A 21,648-nucleotide genomic window follows, 5' to 3' on the forward strand; every position below is an offset into this window, starting at 1 on the left:
ATGGTGCGGGAAGCGGTCTTGATCTACAACCAAGAGCGCCCGCACCTGTCCTTAAAATACAAAACGCCCGATGCAGTGCATCGGGCGTTAGGGTGAGATAGGTGTAAACCTATTTCAGGACTAGACATGCTCAATGTGTCAGTGCACGGTGAGGACAATCCCGACCCGGGCCAGCCAATCCGCCTCAAGCCCGAAATCCGCCTGTGTCAGTTGGTTCTCGTCCAGCCAGTGTTCCGGGAACTCCACTTCCAGACTGTCGCCATTGGCATGCAGCACCACCTGCGGCATCGCCTGAGTGCCACGAATGTGGTGGAACAGAATCGCAAAGCGCAGCAGCACGCACAGGCGGATCAGCTTGATACCGTCATCGCCGAACTCGGCGAATTTGTCCTTGGGAATGTTGCGGCGGTGGCCGCGAACCAGCAGTGCGAGCATTTGCTGGTCTTCACGGGAGAACCCGGCCAGATCCGAGTGCTCGATCAGGTAGGCGCCGTGCTTGTGGTAGTGATAGTGGGCGATGTCCAGGCCGACTTCGTGCACTTTCGCCGCCCAACCGAGCAGTTCGCGCCAGATACCGTCATCCAGTTCCCAATCCACAGCGACCTGATCGAAGGCGTGCAGGGCTTTGCGTTCGACCCGTGCCGCTTGCTCCAGGTCGACGTGATAGCGCTCCATCAGCGAGGTCAGGGTGCGTTCGCGCACGTCTTCGTGATGATGACGGCCGAGCAGGTCGTAGAGCACGCCTTCACGCAGCGCGCCGTCGCAATGATCCATGCGTTGCAGTTCGAGGGCGTCGAAGATCGCTTCGAGAATCGCCAGACCTGCCGGGAAAATCGCCCGACGGTCAGGTTTGATGCCGTCGAAATCGATCTTGTCGACATCGCCGAGCTTGAACAGTCGGCGTTTGAGCCAGGCCAGGCCTTCGGCATTCACCTCGCCAGTACCATGCCCGCCGGCCTTTAGCGCCAGGCCGATGGCGCGGATGGTGCCCGAGGAGCCGATGGCTTCATCCCAGGTCAGGCGATGCAGGGCGTGTTCGATGCTCATGATCTCCAGCCGCGCCGCCGTGTACGCCTGAGCGTAACGGGCCGGGGTGATCTTGCCGTCCTTGAAATAGCGCTGGGTGAAGCTGACGCAGCCCATTTGCAGGCTTTCACGCAGCAGCGGTTCGAAGCGCTGCCCGATGATGAATTCGGTACTGCCGCCGCCGATGTCGGCGACCAGACGCTTGCCCGGGGTGTCGGCGAGGGTGTGCGACACACCCAGATAGATCAGGCGCGCTTCTTCACGGCCGGAGATGACTTCCACCGGATGGCCGAGGATTTCTTCGGCGCGATGAATGAATTCCAGGCGGTTACGCGCTTCGCGCAGGGCGTTGGTACCGACGATGCGCACGGCGCCCAGTGGCATGCCGTTGATCAGTTGGGCAAAGCGCTTGAGGCAATCGAGGCCACGCTGCATCGATTCTTCGTTGAGTTGGCGTTCATCGTTGATGCCAGCGGCCAACTGCACCTTCTCCCCGAGGCGTTCGAGAATGCGGATCTCGCCGTTCTGGGCCTTGGCCACGACCATGTGAAAGCTGTTGGAGCCCAGGTCGATAGCGGCGATCAGGGACAGATTCTTGGCTTGGGATTGCGGCATGGTCAGGGGGTCTCGGTCGATAACCCCGACATCGTGCCACGATCAAACGCTGACGCCAACGCGCAAGGTACAAACCGTTGATTCAGCGCATAAAAGCTTGAGACCGCGGCGTGGCCATTCGCGAGCAAGCCCGTTCCCACAGGTGACCGCGTTCCAATGTGGGAGCGGGCTTGCTCGCGAACAGGGCATCACAGGCAATGAGGATCCATCAGGCAGTCGCTTCGACGGTACCAATGAAATTCGCCAGCTCCGCCGTCTGCGGATTGGCAAACAACACCTTCGGATCGCCCACCTCATGCACCTTGCCGTGGTGCATGAACACCAACTTATCCCCAACCTCGCGGGCAAAACGCATTTCATGGGTGACCATGATCAGCGTCATGCCTTCTTTCGCCAGTTGGCGCACCACGCTGAGCACTTCGTTGACCAGTTCCGGGTCCAGCGCCGAGGTGATTTCGTCGCACAGCAGCACCTTCGGCGACATCGCCAAAGCACGGGCAATCGCCACCCGTTGCTGTTGCCCGCCGGACAGCCGATCGGGGAACGCATCGAACTTCTCGCCCAGACCCACGCGCTCGAGCATCTTGCGCGCCAGTTCCGCTGCTTTGGCCTTCGGCACTTTTTGCACCACTTGTGGCGCAAGCATCACGTTCTCACCGACGGTCAGGTGTGGGAACAGGTTGAATTGCTGAAACACCATGCCGACTTTCTGTCGCAAGCTGCGCAGGTCGGCGCGGGCGGCGTCGAGGTATTCGCCGTCGACTTCGATCACGCCGTCGTTGATCGACTCCAGGCCATTGAGGGTGCGCAGCAAAGTGGATTTGCCCGAGCCGCTGCGACCGATGATCGCCACCACCTGGCCTTCCTCGACGCTGAGGTCGATGCCTTTGAGGACGTGGTGATCGCCGTAGTATTTATGCAGGGCGGAAATTCTAAGCAGAGGCATGCAGTCTCCTTTCCAGGTAGCGCGCACTGAGGGACAAGGGGTAACAAAGCAGGAAGTAGCCGAGGGCGACGAGGCCGTAGACCATGAACGGTTCGAACGTGGCATTGGCGAGCATGCCGCCGGTTTTGGTCAGCTCGGTAAAACCGATGATCGAGGTTACAGCGGTGCCTTTGACCACTTGCACCGAGAAACCCACGGTCGGCGCCACGGCGATGCGCAGCGCTTGCGGCAGGATCACATAGCGCAGTTGCTCCAGAGGATTGAGCGCCAGACTCGACGAAGCTTCCCACTGACCGCTGGGAATCGCCTCGACACAACCGCGCCAGATCTCTGCCAGATAGGCGCTGGTGAACAGCGTCAGGGCAATCGCGGCGGCCATCCACGGCGAGATTTCAATCCCGGCCAGCGCCACGCCGAAAAACACCAGAAATAGCTGCATCAGCAGCGGCGTGCCCTGGAACAACTCGATCCAGGTGCGGGCGATGCTGCTCGGCAAGGTGTTTTTCGAGATGCGCATGATCAGGATCAGCAGCCCGACAATGCCGCCACCAATAAATGCCACCAGCGAAAGCGCCAGCGTCCATTGCAGGCCGATGAGCAGGTTGCGCAGGATGTCCCAGAACGTGAAATCGCTCATTGGCTGCTCCTCGAAATGTAGCGCCGACCGATCCAGTTCAGCAGTTGGCGGATCAGCAGCGCCATGCACAGGTAGATCAGCGTGGTCAGCGCGTAGGTTTCAAAGGCGCGAAAGTTGCGCGACTGAATGAAGTTGGCAGCAAAGCTCAACTCTTCGGTGGCGATCTGCGAGCACACGGCCGAGCCGAGCATGACGATGATGATCTGGCTGCTCAGCGCCGGCCAGACCTTGCCCAGCGCCGGCAGCAGCACCACATGACGAAACGCCTCGAAGCGACTCATCGCCAGCGCCGCCGCCGCTTCCAGTTGCCCGCGAGGGATTGCCTGGATGCCGGCGCGGATAATCTCGGTCGAATAGGCCCCGAGATTGATCACCATCGCCAGCACCGCCGCTTGCCACTCGCAAATCTGCACGCCCAGCGACGGCAGGCCGAAGAAGATGAAGAACAGTTGCACCAGAAAGGGCGTGTTGCGGATCAACTCGACGTAGACGCCGAAGATCGCCGAGAACGGGCGGATGTTCCACGCCCGCACCAGCGCCCCTACGATACCCACGCCCACCCCGAGTACCGCGCCGATGGCTGTCAGCTCAAGGGTAAACAGCGCCCCGCGCAACAGCAGGTCGGTGTTCTGCACCACCGGCATGAAATCGAACTGATAAGCCATGAAGGTCTCCCGCGCAGTCGATCAGAGATCGGCCGGCAGCGGCTCTTTCAGCCAGGTTTTTGAGTTCTTTTCCAGCGCGCCGTCAGCCTTGGCGGTGGTCAGGATGTCGTTGACCTTGGTCAGCAGCGCCGCTTCGTTCTTGTTCACGCCGACGTAGACCGGCGAATCCTTGAGCTTCACTTTCAGGGCCGGAACGCGTTTCGGGTTCTTCTCGCTGATGGCGACCATCACCACGTTGCCGCTGGCGATCAGGTCAACTTGCCCGGCCAGGTAGGCGGCGATGGTCGAGTTGTTGTCTTCAAAGCGCTTGATGGTCACGCCTGCCGGGGCAACCTTGGTCAGCTCGATGTCTTCGATGGAGCCACGGGTCACGCTGATGGTTTTGCCCTTGAGGTCATCGAGGTTGGTGATCGCCGCGTCCGGTGGGCCGAATACGGCGAGGTAGAACGGCGCGTAGGCGCGGGAGAAGTCGATGACTTTTTCGCGCTCGGGGTTCTTGCCCAGGCTGGAAATCACCAGATCGACCTTGCCGGTGGTCAGGAACGGGATGCGGTTGGTGCTGTTGACCGGCGTCAGTTCAAGTTTGACCTTCAACTGATCGGCCAGCAGTTTTGCCGTGTCGATGTCCAGTCCGCGGGGCTTCATGTCGGGGCCGACCGAGCCGAACGGCGGGAAGTCCTGGGGCACCGCGACTTTCAGTGTGCCGCGTTTGATTACGTCGTCCAGACCGTCGGCGTGGGCGGGGACCTGGCTGAGCAGCAGGCTGGAAAACAAGGCGGCGAGGAGGGCGCTGTAACGCTTGGTCATGGACAATCTCCGGATCGGCGGGAAGTGATTTCTGCGATCTGCCACAGCACGGGCCATGCCAATACGCAGGTTTCGTCCCGCAAGACCGCATTTTCAGTGGGTTTGCTCGGTCTTACTGGTCTGAACAGTCAGGATGTTTTTCGCACTCCGATGGCGCATCGGCGCTCAGCACCGAACCCTGCTGGGGCACGACTTGCCGGACTCGGTGAATAGCTTTACAACTAGCCGCACATTGGCCTGGCTCGTCTGAAAAACCATGAACTCGATCTCTCGCGCCGTACCTGAAGTGGCGCTTCAAGCGATTCGCAAACTGATCACCGAGCAGGGCTTCGGCCCGGGCGATGCCCTGCCGTCGCAACGGGATCTGGCATTGCAACTGGGCGTCAGTCGGGCGTCGTTGCGTGAAGCGCTGTCGTCACTGAGCGCGCTGGGCGTGGTCACTATTCAGCCGGGCAAGGGCGTCTTCGTGCAGTCGCCGGTAGAGCTGTCGCGTGGTGAGCATGCACCGGGCTGGTCGTTCGCCGCGCAGGCTTCGCCACTGGATATCTTCCAGTTGCGCTACGCGCTGGAGGGATTTGCGGCAGGGCTGGCGGCGGTGACGTTGAGCACGTTCGATCTGGATGCGCTGGAGGACAATGTCGCGGCGATGCGTGAACAACTGCGTGCCGGCGACTTTGAAGCGGCGGCGAAGCTGGATTTCGAATTTCACCGGCGGATCCTGCTGGCCAGCGGTAATCAGGCGATGCTGAGCATCCTCACGGCCAGTGCGGAGATCTTTCTGGAAAGCCAGAAGCTACCGTTCATCCGCGCAGAACGTGCCATGGAAACCTGGCAGGAACACCGCAAGATCCTTCGTGCGCTTGCCCGTCGGGCTTCTGGTGCGGCGCAAAAAGCCATGCAGGAACATGTGCGCAATGCCGCGCTGCGTACTGGAATCGCCTTCATCGCCCCCGCCACGGCGTGACTTGAGCTATACCCAAACTCATGGGGCACCATAGCAAGACTCAATCATCTGCGGCTTCCTGAACGGAGGAAGGGCGGATATGATGGGCCACGTTTTTTTGCTTACAACCTGGAGAATTCCATGAGCAGCGATCTTATCAAACACGTTAGCGACGCTAGCTTCGAAGCCGACGTACTCAAGGCCGAAGGCGCTGTATTGGTCGACTACTGGGCTGAATGGTGCGGCCCATGCAAAATGATCGCTCCGGTTCTGGACGAGATTGCCGAGACTTACAAAGGCAAGCTGACCGTTGCCAAACTGAACATCGACGAAAACCAGGAAACCCCGGCCAAGCACGGCGTGCGTGGTATCCCGACGCTGATGCTGTTCAAGAACGGCAACGTTGAAGCGACCAAAGTCGGCGCCCTGTCGAAGTCGCAACTGGCTGCTTTCCTCGACGCCAACATTTAAGCGTCGCCGTAAAAGGCCAAAAAAAGCCTCGCATTTTGCGGGGCTTTTTGCGTATTCAGGGCTAGACGCTCCGAAACTCAGGTGGTACATTCGGCCCCGCAATGGTTTCTCCACTGCCCCCTGCTAGCCGTCGCCGACGCACTCCTTTTCGAATAAGTACGCGATCCTGTCGCCTTCTCCGCGGCGCGGCCTCATTAAGCCAAAAGCTTAATTTCCCCCCCTCCATAAATGATTACGTCATTCCTATATGAATCTGACTGAACTCAAGCAAAAGCCGATTACCGAACTGCTCGAATTGGCCGAACAGATGGGCATAGAAAATATGGCCCGTTCGCGCAAGCAGGACGTGATTTTCTCCCTGCTCAAAAAGCACGCGAAAAGCGGCGAGGAAATCTCCGGTGATGGCGTGCTGGAGATTCTCCAGGACGGCTTCGGCTTCCTGCGCTCCGCTGACGCCTCCTATCTCGCCGGCCCAGACGATATTTACGTCTCGCCGAGCCAGATCCGCCGCTTCAACTTGCGCACCGGTGACACCATCGTTGGCAAGATCCGCCCTCCGAAAGAAGGCGAGCGGTATTTCGCTCTGCTCAAGGTCGACACGATCAACTTCGATCGTCCAGAGAACGCGAAAAACAAGATTCTCTTCGAGAACCTGACCCCGCTGTTCCCGACCGTGCGCATGAAGATGGAAGCCGGTAACGGTTCCACCGAAGACCTGACCGGTCGTGTGATCGACCTGTGTGCGCCGATCGGCAAAGGCCAGCGTGGTCTGATCGTGGCACCGCCGAAAGCCGGCAAGACGATCATGCTGCAAAACATCGCAGCGAACATCGCCCGTAACAACCCTGAAGTTCACCTGATCGTATTGCTGATCGACGAACGTCCGGAAGAAGTGACCGAAATGCAGCGCACCGTGCGCGGCGAAGTGGTTGCCTCGACCTTCGACGAGCCGCCGACCCGTCACGTCCAGGTGGCCGAAATGGTGATCGAGAAGGCCAAACGCCTGGTCGAGCACAAGAAAGACGTGGTGATCCTGCTCGACTCCATCACCCGTCTGGCCCGCGCCTACAACACCGTGATCCCGAGCTCCGGCAAGGTGCTGACCGGTGGTGTTGACGCCCACGCCCTGGAGAAACCGAAGCGTTTCTTCGGTGCTGCGCGCAACATCGAAGAAGGCGGCTCGCTGACCATTATCGCCACCGCACTGGTTGAAACCGGTTCGAAGATGGACGAAGTGATCTACGAAGAGTTCAAAGGTACCGGCAACATGGAACTGCCGCTGGATCGCAAGATTGCGGAAAAGCGCGTGTTCCCTGCGATCAACATCAACCGCTCCGGCACCCGCCGCGAAGAGTTGCTGACCGCCGACGACGAACTGCAGCGTATGTGGATCCTGCGCAAACTGCTGCACCCGATGGACGAAGTGGCTGCCATCGAGTTCCTGATCGACAAGCTGAAAACGACCAAGACCAACGACGAGTTCTTCTTGTCGATGAAGCGCAAGTAAGACGAAGCTGTTTAAAAAGAGCGCTCCCGGAAGGGGGCGTTTTTTTTTGCGCTGGATTATCGGTGTACGGGATTGAATTTTACGCGGCTGATAACGGTCTCCCTTTCTGGGTTTGTATCCAAAACAAAGAAAGGGCTTTCATGCATACGTTTGGCAATCGCCGTGATATCGACGGATTACGGGCTCTGGCGGTTATTCCCGTCGTACTGTTTCATTTCGGATTCAATACATTCAGCGGCGGCTTTGTCGGTGTTGATGTGTTTTTCGTCATTTCCGGGTTCCTGATCACGACTATCCTGTTCCGCGAAATCAGCGCTCAGCGCTTCAGCTTCATCGATTTCTGGGCGCGCCGTGCCCGCCGCATCATTCCTGCCCTGACCGTGGTCATGCTGGTGACGCTGGCGCTGGGCTGGTTGCTGCTGACGGCCAAGGACTTCTCCGAGCTGGGCCGAACGGTGCGCTATCAGTCTCTGTTCATCTCCAACATTCTGTTCATGCGCGAGGACGGCTACTTCCAGCCCGCCTCTGATCTCAAACCGCTGCTGCATACCTGGTCGCTGGCGGTGGAAGAGCAGTACTACATCTTCTTTCCACTGCTGATGGCTGCGCTGATCCGTTATGTCCGGCATTGGCGCTGGATGTTGTTCGCGGTGCTGTTGGTGTCGTTTGGCTTGAACATCACCTACATCGAACAAAAGCCGGACTTCGCGTTCTTCTCACTGCCGACTCGCGCTTGGGAGTTGTTGTGCGGCGCGATGCTCGCGGTGATGCCAGCGCCCAAACATGCTGTGCGTCCCTGGCTGTATCAGACAGTGGGTCTCGCCGGTCTGGCAGCGGTTTTGGGCGCGGTGTTCACCTTTGACAAGGCCACGGTTTTCCCGGGCTGGGCGGCGTTGTTGCCGGTGCTGGGCACAACGGCGTTGATCTGGTCGGGCGCGCAAGGGGCTGGTTGGACCGCACGGTTGTTGAGCCTGCCAGCATTGGTTTGGGTCGGGTTGCTCTCTTATTCCCTGTATCTGTGGCACTGGCCGGTGTATGTCTACGCCAACGCTATTTCGATCGACGGCATTCAGCCATTGGAGGCGATTGCCTGGATAGCCTTGGCGCTGGGCCTTGCGTGGCTGAGTTTGCGCTATGTCGAGTTGCCTTTGCGGGAAAAACGCCTGCTTGTCTCTCGCAATGCGGTGCTGGCGGGAGGTTTTGCGGCCATCGTTGTGCTCGTGGCAACGGGATCGGCGATCCGTTCGGCCGATGGTGTTCCTCAGCGCCTGACCGGTAAGGCGCTGGAGTACGCGCAGTCCCGTGAGTGGCATGCAGGGCAGATGAAATGCATGTTGGTCACACAGGACAAGTCGCTGGACAAGGCCTGCCTGGTGGGTGGCAAGGCGAATGTCCCGGCCACTCAGTTGTTCTGGGGTGACAGCCATGCCGCCGCCTTGCTGCCGGCCATCGAGAGCAATGCCCGTCGCGAGGGGCGTCCGGTATGGCTGTACAGCATGAGCGCCTGTCCGCCGATTCTCAGTGATGACCCGCGTCAGCGCTGCAAGGATTTCAACGAACAGACCATGGAGCGGGTGCGCAGCCTTGGCATCAAGGATGTGGTACTGGCTTCCAACTGGAGCCTTTATGTGTACGGCCGCGAAGACGGTGACAAGAAGGTGCTGCTCAATTCACACGACGATACTGCCCAGGCCGAGCAACGCATGGCCGCTGCGCTGAAGGCGCGCGTGGCTGCGCTGCGAGAGGCGGGGGCGCAAGTCTGGTTGTTCAAGGAAGTGCCGCTGCAGCGCAAAGGCAGCATCAATCGACTGACCAGCCTGGCGCGGATTGGGCGTTCGACCGAGGGGCTTGGTCGTCCGCTGGAGGAGCATCTGGCGCGCCAGCATTTCATCGGTGCCTTGTTCAACGCCATGAGTGCCGCCGACCCAGGGGTGCATGTGATCGATCCAACGCCGCTGATGTGCGCCAGCGGCATCTGCAGCATTGAGGTCAACGGCCACTCCCAGTACAAGGATGAGGATCACCTGTCTGATGTGGGCAGCGCCAGACTGAGTCCCCTGTTTGCGCCATTGCTGCTGGGTACGAGCCACAATTGAGCGATGCCAGACGCTGACGGGCTGCTGTTTGCCCGTCAGAGCAGGTAGGATGTACGCCTATTTTGAGGGTGCCATCGTCAATGAAATTCAAGGATCTTCGGGATTTCGTGCAGCAGCTTGAGCAGCGCGGAGAGTTGAAACGCATCCAGATTCCCGTCTCGCCGGTGCTGGAAATGACCGAGGTGTGCGACCGTACGCTACGGGCCAAGGGCCCGGCGCTGCTGTTCGAGAAACCCACCGGCTACGATATTCCGGTGCTCGGCAACCTGTTCGGCACCCCTGAGCGGGTGGCGATGGGCATGGGCGCCGAGTCGGTCAGCGAGCTGCGCGAAATCGGCAAGCTGCTGGCGTTCCTCAAGGAGCCGGAGCCACCGAAGGGCTTGAAAGACGCATGGTCGAAACTGCCGATCTTCCGCAAGATCATCTCGATGGCGCCGAAAGTCGTCAAAGACGCGGTGTGCCAGGAAGTGGTCATCGAAGGCGACGACGTCGACCTGGCCATGCTGCCCGTGCAAACCTGCTGGCCCGGCGATGTCGGCCCGCTGATCACCTGGGGCCTGACCGTCACCAAAGGCCCGAACAAGGACCGCCAGAACCTCGGCATCTACCGCCAACAAGTGATCGGCCGCAACAAGGTCATCATGCGTTGGCTCAGCCACCGTGGCGGCGCGCTGGATTACCGCGAATGGTGCGAGAAACACCCGGGCCAGCCGTTCCCGGTGTCCGTGGCCCTTGGCGCTGATCCGGCGACCATTCTCGGCGCCGTGACCCCCGTGCCGGACAGCCTCTCCGAATACGCTTTCGCCGGTCTGCTGCGTGGCAACCGCACTGAGTTGGTGAAGTGCCGCGGCAACGACCTGCAAGTGCCGGCCAGTGCCGAGATCATCCTTGAAGGCGTGATCCATCCCGGCGAGATGGCCGACGAAGGTCCGTATGGCGACCATACCGGCTACTACAACGAAGTCGACAGCTTCCCGGTGTTCACCGTCGAGCGCATCACCCACCGGATCAAGCCGATCTACCACAGCACCTACACCGGCCGGCCGCCGGATGAGCCGGCCATTCTCGGCGTGGCGCTGAATGAAGTGTTCGTACCGATCCTGCAGAAGCAGTTCCCGGAGATCACCGACTTCTACCTGCCGCCCGAAGGCTGTTCGTACCGCATGGCCGTGGTGACGATGAAGAAGTCGTATCCGGGGCATGCCAAGCGCGTGATGCTCGGTGTCTGGTCGTTTTTGCGACAGTTCATGTACACCAAGTTCGTTATCGTCACCGACGACGATATCAACGCCCGGGACTGGAACGACGTGATCTGGGCCATCACCACGCGCATGGACCCCAAGCGCGACACGGTGATGATCGATAACACGCCGATCGACTACCTGGACTTCGCCTCGCCGGTCTCCGGCCTGGGTTCAAAAATGGGCCTGGATGCCACCCACAAGTGGCCGGGCGAAACCACTCGTGAGTGGGGCCGCGTGATCGTCAAGGACGACGCCGTCACTCAGCGGATCGATGCCATCTGGAATCAGTTAGGAATAGATTGATGCGTGTAACCCTGCAGCCCTCCGGAGCGGTGCTTGAGATACAGCCCGGTGAGCGGATTCTCGATGGAGCGCGGCGCCTGGGCTACGACTGCCCGCAAAGCTGCCGCAATGGTAATTGCCACGTATGTGCGGCGCTGCTGGTGGAAGGCCGTGTCGAACAGGCCGGCAAGGTGCACGATCATGGCGAGTTCTACACTTGCATAGCCGAGCCGCTGGAAGACTGCGTCCTGTTGTGGGATGGCGTGCTCGCGCTGGGAGAGTTGCCGATGCGCAGCCTGTCGTGTCAGGTCATCGAATGCCGGGACGTCGGTGGCGACACCTGGCGTGTGCGCCTGCGCGCGCCGGCCGGTAAACCGCCGCGCTATCACGCCGGACAATATTTGATGATCGAGCGCGAGAACGGCGAAAAATCGGCGTTCTCCATGGCCTCGGCACCGCACGGCGGACGTGATCTGGAAATCCACGTGCTGGCGCGCGAAGCCAGTGCGTTGAGCCTGATCGAGCAACTGCAACGCAACGCGATGGTGCGCGTCGAGCTGCCAATGGGCGACACCCACCTCGCCGAACTGCCCGACGGGCCGCTGGTGTTGATCGCCGCCGGTACCGGCATGGGCCAGATTCACAGCTTGATCGAACATTGCCGCGCCAATGGCTTCAAGCATCCCGTGCATCTGTACTGGGGCGTGCGCCGTCCGGAAGATTTTTATGACATCGAACATTGGGACGAATGGCTGAAGCTGCCCAATCTGTTTCTGCACAAAGTCGTCAGCGACCAATGCGGCTGGGAAGGGCGCTGCGGGATGCTGCACGAGGCGGTCTGTGAAGACTTTCCGGATCTCAAGCCTCTGCACGTCTACGCCAGCGGCTCACCTGCCATGGTCTACGGCACGCTCGACGCTTTGGTCGAGGCGGGGATGGATGCCCATCAGATGCGCGCTGATGTGTTTGCCTACGCCCCACGTGCCTGAGTCGTTATAACTCGCTATATAGCTGATCGGTATTTATGCAATTACATAAATACCGGTAGGTTATATATCCACCAGGCAATTAATTAAGAACCGTGCCATGGCACTTAAATTGCCTTTAAACATATGTGCCTTATTGTTTCAGCGGTGCGTTCTATTAAGTAATTCATCACCCGCGGGGAGCTGAACGCTATTCGCCATGAGCGCCATTGAAAACGCTTTTCTGAACCTGGCTTACCCTCCGCGGCTCGATCTTGGGCCGCCGCTGACGCACGAACAACTTCTCGCCTCCATGCAATCGACCATGGCGCGCCACAAGGGTGGGCCGGTGTGGCTGTTCGCCTACGGATCGTTGATCTGGCGGCCGGAATGCACAGCGGTGGAGCGCGTGCGCGGGCGTGTGCATGGCTACCATCGTGGCTTGTACCTGTGGTCGCACGAACACCGGGGTACGCCGGAAATGCCCGGATTGGTCTTTGGTCTGGATCGTGGCGGCTCGTGCAGCGGCTTCGCCTATCGGCTGCCGGAAGACAATCTCGACGCGGCGCTGTATGCGCTGTGGAAACGCGAGATGCCGTTCCCGTCTTATCGGCCACACTGGCTCAACTGCCGGCTCGAAGATGGCAGCCAGGTTCAGGCGTTGGGATTTGTTCTGGAGCGACACCTGCCCAGCTATGCCGGCAACTTGCCGGATCATGTGCTGAGCCAGGTGTTTGAAAGCGCTTGCGGACGTTACGGCACGACTCGCGATTATGTCGAGCAGACCGCCCACGCCCTGCGCAGCCACGCCATGCCAGACCGGAATCTGGAGGCGCGGCTCAAGCGCTGTCGATTAAAAGCCGATCAGGCGATGGCTTCGCGGCTCTGACTGGCGACTTGCTTGTGCCAGAGCGTTGGGGCCAGGAAGGCCATCGCCAACAGGCAAGCGCCGACCAGCAGGACGAAACCGCCGTCCCAGCCGAAGTGGTCCACGGTGTAGCCCATCGCGGCACTGGCCGCGACCGACCCCCCCAGATAACCGAACAGACCGGTGAAGCCCGCAGCGGTACCGGCAGCTTTCTTCGGCGCCAGTTCCAGCGCCTGTAAGCCGATCAGCATCACCGGGCCGTAGATCAGGAAGCCGATCGAGAACAGGGCGATCATGTCGACGGTCGGGTTGCCGGCCGGGTTGAGCCAGTAAACCAGCGTCGCGACAGTCACCATCGCCATGAACACCATGCCGGTCAGGCCGCGGTTGCCACGGAAGATCTTGTCCGACATCCAGCCGCACAGCAACGTGCCCGGAATACCCGCCCACTCGTAGAAGAAATAGGCCCACGAGGTTTTATCCACGGAGAAACCCTTGGCTTCCTTGAGGTAGGTCGGTGCCCAGTCGAGTACGCCGTAGCGCAGCAGGTAGACGAAGACGTTGGCCATGGCGATGTACCAGAGCATTTTGTTGCGCAGCACGTATTTGACGAAGATTTCCTTGGCGCTGAATTCGTCTTCGTGGCTGGAATCGTAGCCTTCCGGGTAATCGTTCTTGTACTTCTCGATCGGCGGCAGGCCGACCGATTGCGGGGTGTCGCGCATGGTAATGAAGGCAAACACCGCCACGCCCAGCGCTACCGCTGCCGGTACATAGAACGCTGCGTGCCAGTCGTTGAACAGGCCCATGCCGATCAGGAACAGCGGGCCGATCAGGCCACCGCCGACGTTGTGCGCCACGTTCCACACCGAGACCACGCCGCCGCGTTCCTTCTGCGACCACCAGTGCACCATGGTGCGTCCGCTCGGCGGCCAGCCCATGCCCTGGGCCCAGCCGTTGATGAACAGAAGAATGAACATCATGGTCACGCTGGACGTCGCCCAAGGCGCGAAACCGAAAACGAACATCACCCCCGCCGACACCAGCAGGCCGAACGGCAGGAAGAAGCGCGGGTTGGAACGGTCGGACACCAGGCCCATGAGGAACTTCGACAAGCCATACGCAATGGCAATCGCCGACATCGCCAGACCCAGATCGCCACGGCTGTAGCCTTCGTCGATCAGGTACGGCATGGCCAGGGAGAAGTTTTTGCGCAGCAGGTAATAACCCGCGTAGCCGATGAAAATACCGGCAAAGATCTGCCAGCGCAGGCGTCGGTAGGTACTGTCTATTTTTTCTTCAGGCAATGGAGCCTGATGTGCGGCAGGACGAAAGAAAGCAAACATTCAAGAGCTCCAGATTTCTTGTTTTGACTGCGGATGCGAATGTTACAGTTTCGTTACCGAAAATAGCACCGGTTCGCATTGGCAAAACAGCGGAAAATGTTGGAAGTCGCATGTTCTTTTACGAACCTGTCGCTCTGCTGTAAAAACAGGGCGTTTTTGTCGCGTCCAATACGTTGTGTCTTAGACTCGCCGTCAGTAACCCCCACTGCTTCAGCAGAGTTGAATGATGGCCCTGAAAATTCGCAGGTTGGTGCCCCGATTGTTAGTCGCGATAGCGCTCACTGTTTCGGTGCTGGCGCTGAGTTTCGCGCAGTACCCCGTTGCGCCGGGATTGCGCAATGTCACCGTGTTGATCGTTCGTCATGCGGAAAAGCCTGATGTAGGCAGAGGACTCAATGCTCGAGGCGAGCAACGCGCGGTTGCCTATGCCGACTATTTCACCCCGCTGAAACTGGCGGGCGAAATACTTACGCCCCAGCGCCTGATCGCGGCCGGCGATACCGCTGAGAGTGCCCGCTCGCGCTTGACCCTGACCCCGCTGGCCGAGCGCCTGGCATCACGGTCACATCAATAAGCTGATCGCGGAGTTCGGCGGCGATGGCCCGGCACTCACTGGCCGGCCAAAGTGGCCGGATAACGTCTACGACTGGCTTATCGTGCTGAGCTTCGATGACAAGGGGCGTCTGATCCAGTCGCAAAGTCAGAAAATTCAGGAGCATCTGCTGCCGGGCGACCTCCAAGGCGCGTCCGGCGGCTGACGTCTGCGCAACAGCGTTTAGCGCACCTGCACCACCACCTTGCCCACCGCTTTTCGCTGGCCAAGATCATTGATCGCCTGCGCCGCATTGCTCAGCGGATACACCTGCGACACCAACGGTTTTAACTTGCCTTCGGCAAACCAGCCGAACAACTGCTGGAAGTTCGCTGCGTTGTCTTGCGGCTGGCGCTGGGCGAAGGAGCCCCAGAACACGCCGACCACCGCTGCGCCCTTGAGCAGGGCGAGGTTGACTGGCAGTTCGGGAATGCGGCCGCTGGCGAAGCCGACGACCAAGAGGCGGCCGTTCCAGGCGATGGCGCGCACGGCTTGATCAAAAAGATCGCCGCCGACCGGGTCATAGATCACATCAGCGCCTTGGCCGTCGGTGAGGCGTTTGATTTCGTCCTTGAGGCTGGTTTCGCTGTAGTTGATCAGTTCGTCGGCGCCGGCCGCCTTGGCCACCGCGAGTTTTTCCGCGCTGCTGGCAGCGGCGATGACGCGGGCGCCCATGGCTTTGCCGATTTCCACGGCAGCCAGACCGACACCGCCGGATGCACCGAGCACCAGCAGGGTTTCGCCCGGTTGCAGGTTGGCGCGTTGCTTGAGCGCGTGCATCGAGGTGCCGTAGGTCATGCTGAATGCGGCGGCAGTGTTGAAGTCCATCGACGGCGGAATCGGCAGTACGTTGTAGCCCGGCACCGCGACTTGCTCGGCGAAACTGCCCCATCCGGTCAGGGCCATGACCCGGTCGCCAACCTTCAGATGACTGACCTTTTCGCCGACGGCGCTGACCACGCCGGCCGCTTCACCGCCCGGGGAGAACGGGAAGGGCGGCTTGAATTGGTATTTGCCCTCGATGATCAGCGTGTCCGGAAAGTTGACCCCGGCGGCATGCACCTCCAGCAGGATTTCGTTCTTCTTGGCGACAGGACTGGCGACGTCTTCCAGCACCAGCGACTCGGCAGGGCCGAAGGCTTTGCACAGCACGGCTTTCATCAGGGCTATTCCTTTGGGAGTGATGGCCGATAAGTGTAGGTGTGTCAGTCAACGGGTCAACGAGCATACCCGGCCCTGATAGTCAGCCATAAGCTTGTGCTTGCGCGGCGGGCCGTTATGCTAGGCCGCAAACCGGATAAGGAGCGAATTGTGAAAGCGTGGATCATGTTGTTGCTGGCCCTGTCTCTGCCTGTGGCAGCGCTGGCCGAAGAAGCCAAAGAAGGCGAGGCGCCGAAGGTCAATTACATCACCCTGAGCCCGCCGTTCGTGGGCAACTACGGGTTGGACGGCACGCCAAAACTGAAGGTCTACAAGGCCGACGTGGCGCTGCGCGTAACGGGTGAAGAGGCGACCAAACTGGTCAAGGCCAATGAGCCGCTGATCCGCAATCAACTGGTGGCGCTGTTCGCCCAGCAAACCACCGAGGCGATGGGCAGCATCGATGGCAAGGAAAAACTGCGTCAGGAAGCGCTGAAGCAGACTCAGCAAGTGATGAATGACGAGACCGGTAAACCGGTGGTTGAGGATCTGTTGTTCAATAACCTGATCATTCAGTAAACCATCGCCTCGCCGCTGTTCAAGACGCCAGGCTCTTGCGGAATCGCAGCAGGGCAATGACGAAGAACAGCAGGCCGATGGCCGTCAGCGCCAGCAAGTCCGGCCAGACCACGCTCAGCCCGGCGTCGCGAAACAGTATCGCGGCGCTGAGGCTGACAAAATGCGTGGACGGCGAGCCCTGCATGACCCACTGCAACCACTGCGGCATGCTGTCCAGCGGCGTGCTGCCGCCCGACAGCAGCAACATCGGGATAATCACCGGAATGGCCAACAGGCCGAACTGTGGCGTCGAGCGCGCCAGCGTTGCCAGGAAGATGCCCAGCGCGGTACTGGCAAACAGATAAACCGCGGTCACCAGCAAAAACAGGCTCATCGAGCCCGACAAAGGCACGCCCAGTGCCCCTTTGACGACCACCTCCAGCGACAGCCAGGTGCACAGCACCACCACCAGCAGGTTGCTCCATATTTTCGCCAGCATGATTTCCATCGCCGTCAGCGGCAGCACCAGCAAGTGGTCGAGGGTGCCGTGTTCGCGTTCGCGCAGCAGTGCCGTGCCGGTCAGGATGATGGCCAGAATGGTGATGTTGTTGACGATCTGGATCACCGCCAGAAACCAGCCACCCTCAAGATTGGTGTTGAACAGGGCGCGACTGACCAGTTTCACCGGGGCTTTGGCCGCGGCCTCGCTCTGCCCGCCATAGGCCTGCAGTTCACGCTGGAATATCCGGCTGATGTAGCCGGCGCCCATGAACGCCTGGCTCATGGCCGTGGCGTCGACATTGACTTGAATGGCCGGTTGGCGTCCGGCGAGCAGATCGGTCTGAAAGCGCGCCGGGATGTTGATGACGAACGTGTACTGGCCGCTGTCCATGACCGGGTCCAGTTGCGCATAGGGCAGCAGCTCCGGTGTCTGGAACTCCGGCGGTTGCAACGCCTGAGCCAGTTGGCGCGAAAGGGCGCTGTGGTCTTCGTCGACGATGGCCACGCTGGCGTTGTGTACGCCGATCACCGAGCCGGCGGCGGGCATGTAGATCGCCACGGTGAAGGCGTAGAACAGGAACAGCAGCAACACGCTGTCGTGGCGCAGACTGGTCAGCTCTTTGAGCCCCAGGCGCAGGATGTGCGCAAACTTGTGCATCAAACCTCCTGCTTCTTCAGCATGACCAGGCTCAGGCCGGTGAACCCGACAAAGAATCCGAACAAGGCCAGGCATTGCGGCCAGAGCTGGCGCAGATTCAGCGCTTTGGTAAACGTGCCCACCGCGATGTCGAGGAAATGGCCGGCCGGAAACAGCATGCCCATGACCGCCGCCGCCCCTTCGAGCGAAGAGCGCGGCACGATCAGCCCGGAAAACTGGATGGTCGGCAGGCTGGTGATGATCATGGTGCCGAGGATCGCGGCGATTTGCGTGCGAGTGAAGGCCGAGATCAGCAGGCCCATGCTGGTGGTCGCCAACACGTACAGCAAACCACCGAACGCCAGGGTCAGCAGGCTGCCCTTGAACGGCACGCCGAACAGCCAGCGGTTCATCGCCACCAGCACGGCGAGGTTGACCAGACTGATCAGCAGATACGGTGCCTGTTTGCCCAACAGAAATTCCAGACGGGTCAGGGGCGTGGCGTAGAAGTTGGTGATCGACCCCAGCTCTTTCTCACGCACGATACCCAGCGCGGTCAGCATGGCCGGAATGAACGCCAGGATCAGCGCCATGACCCCGGGGCCGATGGCATTGACGCTGACTACATCCTGGTTATAGCGAAAGCGGGTTTGCAGGCTGGCGGCCGGCGGGCGGCTCAACGCCGGACTGCTCTGTTCGGCCAGTTGTTGAAGATTGGCCAGATGCACGGCTTCGACGTAGTTGCGGCTGGTTTCGGCGCGAAACGGCATGCCGCCATCCAGCCACGCCGCCACTTCGGGCTGGCGTCCGGCGTAGAGATCACGGCCGAAGCCGGGCGGGATCTCCAGCGCCAGTTTGATTTCCGAGCGTTGCAATCGTCGATGCAGCGCTTGAGCGTCTTGAATGGCCGGCTGTTCCTTGAAGTAGCGCGAGCCGCGAAAGGCTTCCAGATAGGCCCGGCTCTGCGGCGTTTGATCCTGGTCGTAAACGGCGAACGCGAGGTTTTCGACGTCCAGGGAGATCCCGTAGCCGAAAATCACCATCATGAAAATCGCCCCCGCCAGCGCAAACACCATGCGTACCTTGTCGCGCAGCAATTCCTTGCCTTCGCGACGGGCCACCGCCAACAAGCGACCGAGGCTCAAACCTTGCTGCTTGACCGGCTCAGTCGCGGCCGCTGGCGCCATTGGCGGTTCGGCTGCGGGGTGCGATTCGGCCTTGCCCTGGGCCTGTTCCAGGCAGGTCACGAAGGCCGCTTCCAGCGTGTCGCCGGCGAACTGACGTTGCAGCGCGGCCGGCGTGTCGCAAGCCAATACTTTGCCCGCGTGCATCAGTGAGATGCGGTCGCAGCGCTGGGCTTCGTTCATGAAGTGGGTCGACAGGAAAATCGTCACGCCTTGATCGCGGGACAACTCGATCAGCAAACGCCAGAAGTCGTCGCGTGCTGCGGGGTCGACGCCTGAGGTCGGCTCATCGAGGATCAGCACTTCCGGGTGATGCAACACCGCCACCGCCAGCGAAAGGCGTTGCCGCAGCCCCAGAGGCAACGCGCCGGACGGCTGGTCAGCGACGTCGAGCAGATTGAAGCGCTGGATCAGCCCGTCAATGCGCTGCGCACTCTCGGTTTTGGGCAAGTCGAACAACCGGGCGTGCAGGTCGAGGTTCTGCCGCACACTGAGTTCGCCGTACAGCGAAAAGCTCTGGGACATGAACCCGACCCGCTTGCGCGTGCCCAGATCCTTGGCGTTCACCGGGTTGCCCAGCAGCGTCGCGCTGCCTTCGCTCGCCGGCATCAGCCCGGTCAGGACTTTCATGGTGGTGGTCTTGCCGCAGCCGTTGGAGCCGAGAAAGCCGAAAATCTCGCCGCGACCGATGGCGAAGCTGACGTGATCCACTGCCGTGAAGTCGCCGAAACGCAGGGTCAGGTCATGGGCTTCGATGGCGATGTCGGTGTTGCCCTCGGCGCGGGGCGCAATCACCAGCGGCTGAGCATCGTGATCGCTGTCACCCTGAAAATGCGTAAAGGCGTCATCGAGTTTGCCACTCGGGGTCACGGCTGCCAGTTCATGGCTCAGCCCGGTGGCGATCAACTTGCCGCCATCGAGCATCAGGCACTGTTCGAACTGTTCGGCTTCCTCCATGTAGGCCGTGGCCACCAGCAGGGTCAATTGCGGGCGCTGGCGTCGCACATCGTCGATCAGTTCCCAAAAGCGCCGGCGCGAGAGTGGATCGACGCCGGTGGTCGGCTCATCGAGGATCAGCAGATCCGGTTCATGAATCAGCGCGCAGCACAGCCCCAGCTTCTGCTTCATGCCGCCGGACAACTTGCCGGCCGGGCGATCGGCGAATTTCAGCAGATCCGTGGCGAGCAGCAGGTTGTGCATGCGTTGCTCGCTTTCGGCATTCGACAGGCCAAAGAGTGTGGCAAAGAACTGAATGTTCTCGGTGATCGACAGTTCGGGATACAAGTTGCCGCCCAGCCCCTGAGGCATGAAGGCGATGCGGGCATAGAGCGTGTTGCGATGGTGGCGATCCTGAATCGGGCCGCCCAGGACGTCCAGTTGGCCTTGTTGCAGGGCTTTCACGCCGGCGATCAGTCCCAGCAGACTGGATTTGCCCGCGCCATCAGGGCCGATCAGCCCGCAACGGGTGCCGACCGGCAGGCTGAAGGCAATGTCGCTCAACGCCTGCTGTTTACCGTAGCGGTGGACGATACCGGTCGCCTGAACCGCGCAGTTGCTCATTGCAAATTGGCCGGCCAGGCAATCGGCGCGGTGCGCACATAGCCGGCACCGGGCATGCCGGGTTTGGCCTGCGGCACGGCGCTGGGTTGCACCAGTTGCAGCTTGACGCGGAACACCAGTTTTTGCCGCTCGTCGCGGGTCTCGACCTCTTTTGGGGTGAACTGCGATTTGGCGGCAACGAAGCTGATTGTCGCGGGCAACGGCTTGTCTGGCAGGGCATCGAGCAGGACGCGCGCTTCATCGCCCACCGCCAGGCGCCCAGCCACGGAGGCTGACAGGTAAAGATTCATGTATTGGTCGTTAGGGTCGATCAACAACAACACCCGACCGCCAGCCCCCAGCACCTCGCCGGGCTCGGCCATGCGCAACTGGATCACTCCGTCGATGGGTGCGCGCAAGCTGCTGTCATCGATCTCACTGGTCAGTTGCGCCACTTGCGCCTGCGCCGCCCCGATCGCCGCCCCCACCGCAGACACTTGGGCCCGGGCTGCGTTGACGGCGGCGTTACCGGTGCCGATGCGTGATTGCAACTGATCGATGACCTGGGCGCTGACGTAACCGTGCTTGAACAGCGATTGGGATCGGCCAATCTCTTGCTGGGCCAGCAGCAACTCACTCTGGCGCAAGTGCACATTGGCCTGCGCGGCGTTGAGGTTTTCCCGGGCGCGCAAGACTTCGGCTTCGGCCTGGTTGCGCTCGGCCTCGAGGGTGCGGGTGTCCATGCGGGCGAGCAATTGCCCTTTGCTGACCTTGTCGCCTTCATCGACCAGCACCTCGGCCAGGCGGCCGGGCGTCTTGCTGGCGATCTGCACCTCGGTGGCTTCCAGTCGTCCATTGCCCAGCGAAAGGCCTTCGGGCAGGCGGTTGCTCACCGAAAGCCAGTAACCGAAGCCACCCGCTCCCGCCAGCAGAACCAGGAGAGCCCCGGCGTATATGAGTGAAGATCGGCTGTGCGTTGACATGAGGGCATCCTGCGGCTATTGCGTCCAGTCTGACGGTTCAAGCGACGGCGTCGCTTGATGTCAATCAAATGAGCGCCAAGCCTAGCCCTTTTTGCA

General features: G+C 60.6%; 18 protein-coding genes and 1 pseudogene. 9 read left to right on the forward strand and 10 right to left on the reverse strand.

Annotation, left to right across the window (positions count from 1 at the left end):
- Positions 1–138: 138 nt before the first annotated feature.
- From ppx to AACY50_RS21980, 5 genes are all read right to left on the reverse strand, one after another.
- A complete protein-coding gene (ppx, locus tag AACY50_RS21960) occupies positions 139–1,641 on the reverse strand; it encodes an exopolyphosphatase (RefSeq protein ID WP_339430450.1) in 1,503 nt (500 codons plus the stop codon).
- 208 nt (positions 1,642–1,849) lie between these two features.
- Entirely contained in the window at positions 1,850–2,587 is a 738-nt protein-coding gene (locus AACY50_RS21965) for an amino acid ABC transporter ATP-binding protein (protein WP_095186877.1), read from the reverse strand.
- Positions 2,574–3,224 (reverse strand): amino acid ABC transporter permease, encoded by a 651-nt coding sequence (locus AACY50_RS21970; protein ID WP_221730806.1) that lies wholly within the window; start codon positions 3,222–3,224, stop codon positions 2,574–2,576. Before AACY50_RS21970 ends, AACY50_RS21965 begins: the two co-directional genes overlap by 14 nt.
- The gene (locus AACY50_RS21975; protein WP_339539171.1) at positions 3,221–3,889 is read right to left on the reverse strand and encodes an amino acid ABC transporter permease; all 669 of its coding nucleotides are present in this window, start codon (positions 3,887–3,889) and stop codon (positions 3,221–3,223) included. Before AACY50_RS21975 ends, AACY50_RS21970 begins: the two co-directional genes overlap by 4 nt.
- Positions 3,890–3,910: 21 nt before the next feature.
- Positions 3,911–4,696 (reverse strand): transporter substrate-binding domain-containing protein, encoded by a 786-nt coding sequence (locus tag AACY50_RS21980; RefSeq protein ID WP_339464653.1) that lies wholly within the window; start codon positions 4,694–4,696, stop codon positions 3,911–3,913.
- A gap of 256 nt (positions 4,697–4,952) precedes the next feature.
- Between AACY50_RS21980 and AACY50_RS21985 the strand changes: the two genes are divergently transcribed.
- From AACY50_RS21985 to AACY50_RS22015, 7 genes are all read left to right on the forward strand, one after another.
- Positions 4,953–5,660, forward strand: a complete 708-nt coding sequence (locus tag AACY50_RS21985; protein ID WP_339430447.1) for a FadR/GntR family transcriptional regulator — start codon at positions 4,953–4,955, stop codon at positions 5,658–5,660.
- A 120-nt stretch (positions 5,661–5,780) separates the two neighbouring features.
- On the forward strand, positions 5,781–6,110 hold the full coding sequence (gene trxA / locus AACY50_RS21990) for a thioredoxin TrxA (RefSeq protein ID WP_003206727.1): 330 nt from the start codon (positions 5,781–5,783) through the stop codon (positions 6,108–6,110).
- Positions 6,111–6,357: 247 nt separating this feature from the next.
- On the forward strand, positions 6,358–7,617 hold the full coding sequence (rho, locus tag AACY50_RS21995) for a transcription termination factor Rho (RefSeq protein WP_042561678.1): 1,260 nt from the start codon (positions 6,358–6,360) through the stop codon (positions 7,615–7,617).
- A gap of 140 nt (positions 7,618–7,757) precedes the next feature.
- Positions 7,758–9,713 (forward strand): acyltransferase family protein, encoded by a 1,956-nt coding sequence (locus AACY50_RS22000; protein ID WP_339539172.1) that lies wholly within the window; start codon positions 7,758–7,760, stop codon positions 9,711–9,713.
- 80 nt (positions 9,714–9,793) lie between these two features.
- Positions 9,794–11,260, forward strand: coding sequence for a 4-hydroxy-3-polyprenylbenzoate decarboxylase (gene ubiD / locus AACY50_RS22005; RefSeq protein ID WP_339430445.1), 1,467 nt, complete (start codon positions 9,794–9,796; stop codon positions 11,258–11,260).
- Positions 11,260–12,228, forward strand: a complete 969-nt coding sequence (locus AACY50_RS22010; protein WP_339539173.1) for a CDP-6-deoxy-delta-3,4-glucoseen reductase — start codon at positions 11,260–11,262, stop codon at positions 12,226–12,228. The genes ubiD and AACY50_RS22010 overlap by 1 nt, the downstream gene beginning before the upstream one ends.
- Positions 12,229–12,424: 196 nt before the next feature.
- Entirely contained in the window at positions 12,425–13,093 is a 669-nt protein-coding gene (locus AACY50_RS22015) for a gamma-glutamylcyclotransferase (protein ID WP_339430443.1), read from the forward strand.
- Here the strand turns inward: AACY50_RS22015 and glpT are convergent.
- Complete coding sequence (gene glpT / locus AACY50_RS22020) at positions 13,069–14,418, reverse strand: glycerol-3-phosphate transporter (protein ID WP_339539174.1); 1,350 nt, start codon at positions 14,416–14,418, stop codon at positions 13,069–13,071. The genes AACY50_RS22015 and glpT overlap by 25 nt on opposite strands.
- Before the next feature lie 226 nt (positions 14,419–14,644).
- Here glpT and AACY50_RS22025 point away from each other — a divergent pair.
- Positions 14,645–15,176 (forward strand): annotated as a pseudogene (locus AACY50_RS22025) (flagellar basal body-associated protein FliL).
- A gap of 17 nt (positions 15,177–15,193) precedes the next feature.
- Here AACY50_RS22025 and AACY50_RS22030 read toward each other — a convergent pair.
- Complete coding sequence (locus AACY50_RS22030) at positions 15,194–16,171, reverse strand: NADPH:quinone oxidoreductase family protein (protein WP_221730797.1); 978 nt, start codon at positions 16,169–16,171, stop codon at positions 15,194–15,196.
- A 150-nt stretch (positions 16,172–16,321) separates the two neighbouring features.
- On the opposite strand from AACY50_RS22030, the gene AACY50_RS22035 reads away from it, so the two are divergent.
- Positions 16,322–16,729 (forward strand): flagellar basal body-associated protein FliL, encoded by a 408-nt coding sequence (locus AACY50_RS22035; protein ID WP_221730796.1) that lies wholly within the window; start codon positions 16,322–16,324, stop codon positions 16,727–16,729.
- 19 nt (positions 16,730–16,748) lie between these two features.
- Here the strand turns inward: AACY50_RS22035 and AACY50_RS22040 are convergent, their stop codons facing one another.
- The 3 genes from AACY50_RS22040 to AACY50_RS22050 are packed head-to-tail and all read right to left on the reverse strand — an operon-like array spanning position 16,749 to position 21,552.
- Positions 16,749–17,867 (reverse strand): ABC transporter permease, encoded by a 1,119-nt coding sequence (locus AACY50_RS22040; protein WP_339430441.1) that lies wholly within the window; start codon positions 17,865–17,867, stop codon positions 16,749–16,751.
- On the reverse strand, positions 17,867–20,590 hold the full coding sequence (gene rbbA, locus AACY50_RS22045) for a ribosome-associated ATPase/putative transporter RbbA (RefSeq protein ID WP_339430440.1): 2,724 nt from the start codon (positions 20,588–20,590) through the stop codon (positions 17,867–17,869). Before rbbA ends, AACY50_RS22040 begins: the two co-directional genes overlap by 1 nt.
- Positions 20,587–21,552 (reverse strand): HlyD family secretion protein, encoded by a 966-nt coding sequence (locus tag AACY50_RS22050; protein ID WP_339539175.1) that lies wholly within the window; start codon positions 21,550–21,552, stop codon positions 20,587–20,589. Before AACY50_RS22050 ends, rbbA begins: the two co-directional genes overlap by 4 nt.
- Positions 21,553–21,648 lie beyond the last annotated feature (96 nt).

Source organism: Pseudomonas sp. RA_15y_Pfl2_54, from assembly GCF_963971015.1.
Classification (GTDB): Bacteria; Pseudomonadota; Gammaproteobacteria; order Pseudomonadales; family Pseudomonadaceae; genus Aquipseudomonas; species Aquipseudomonas baetica_A.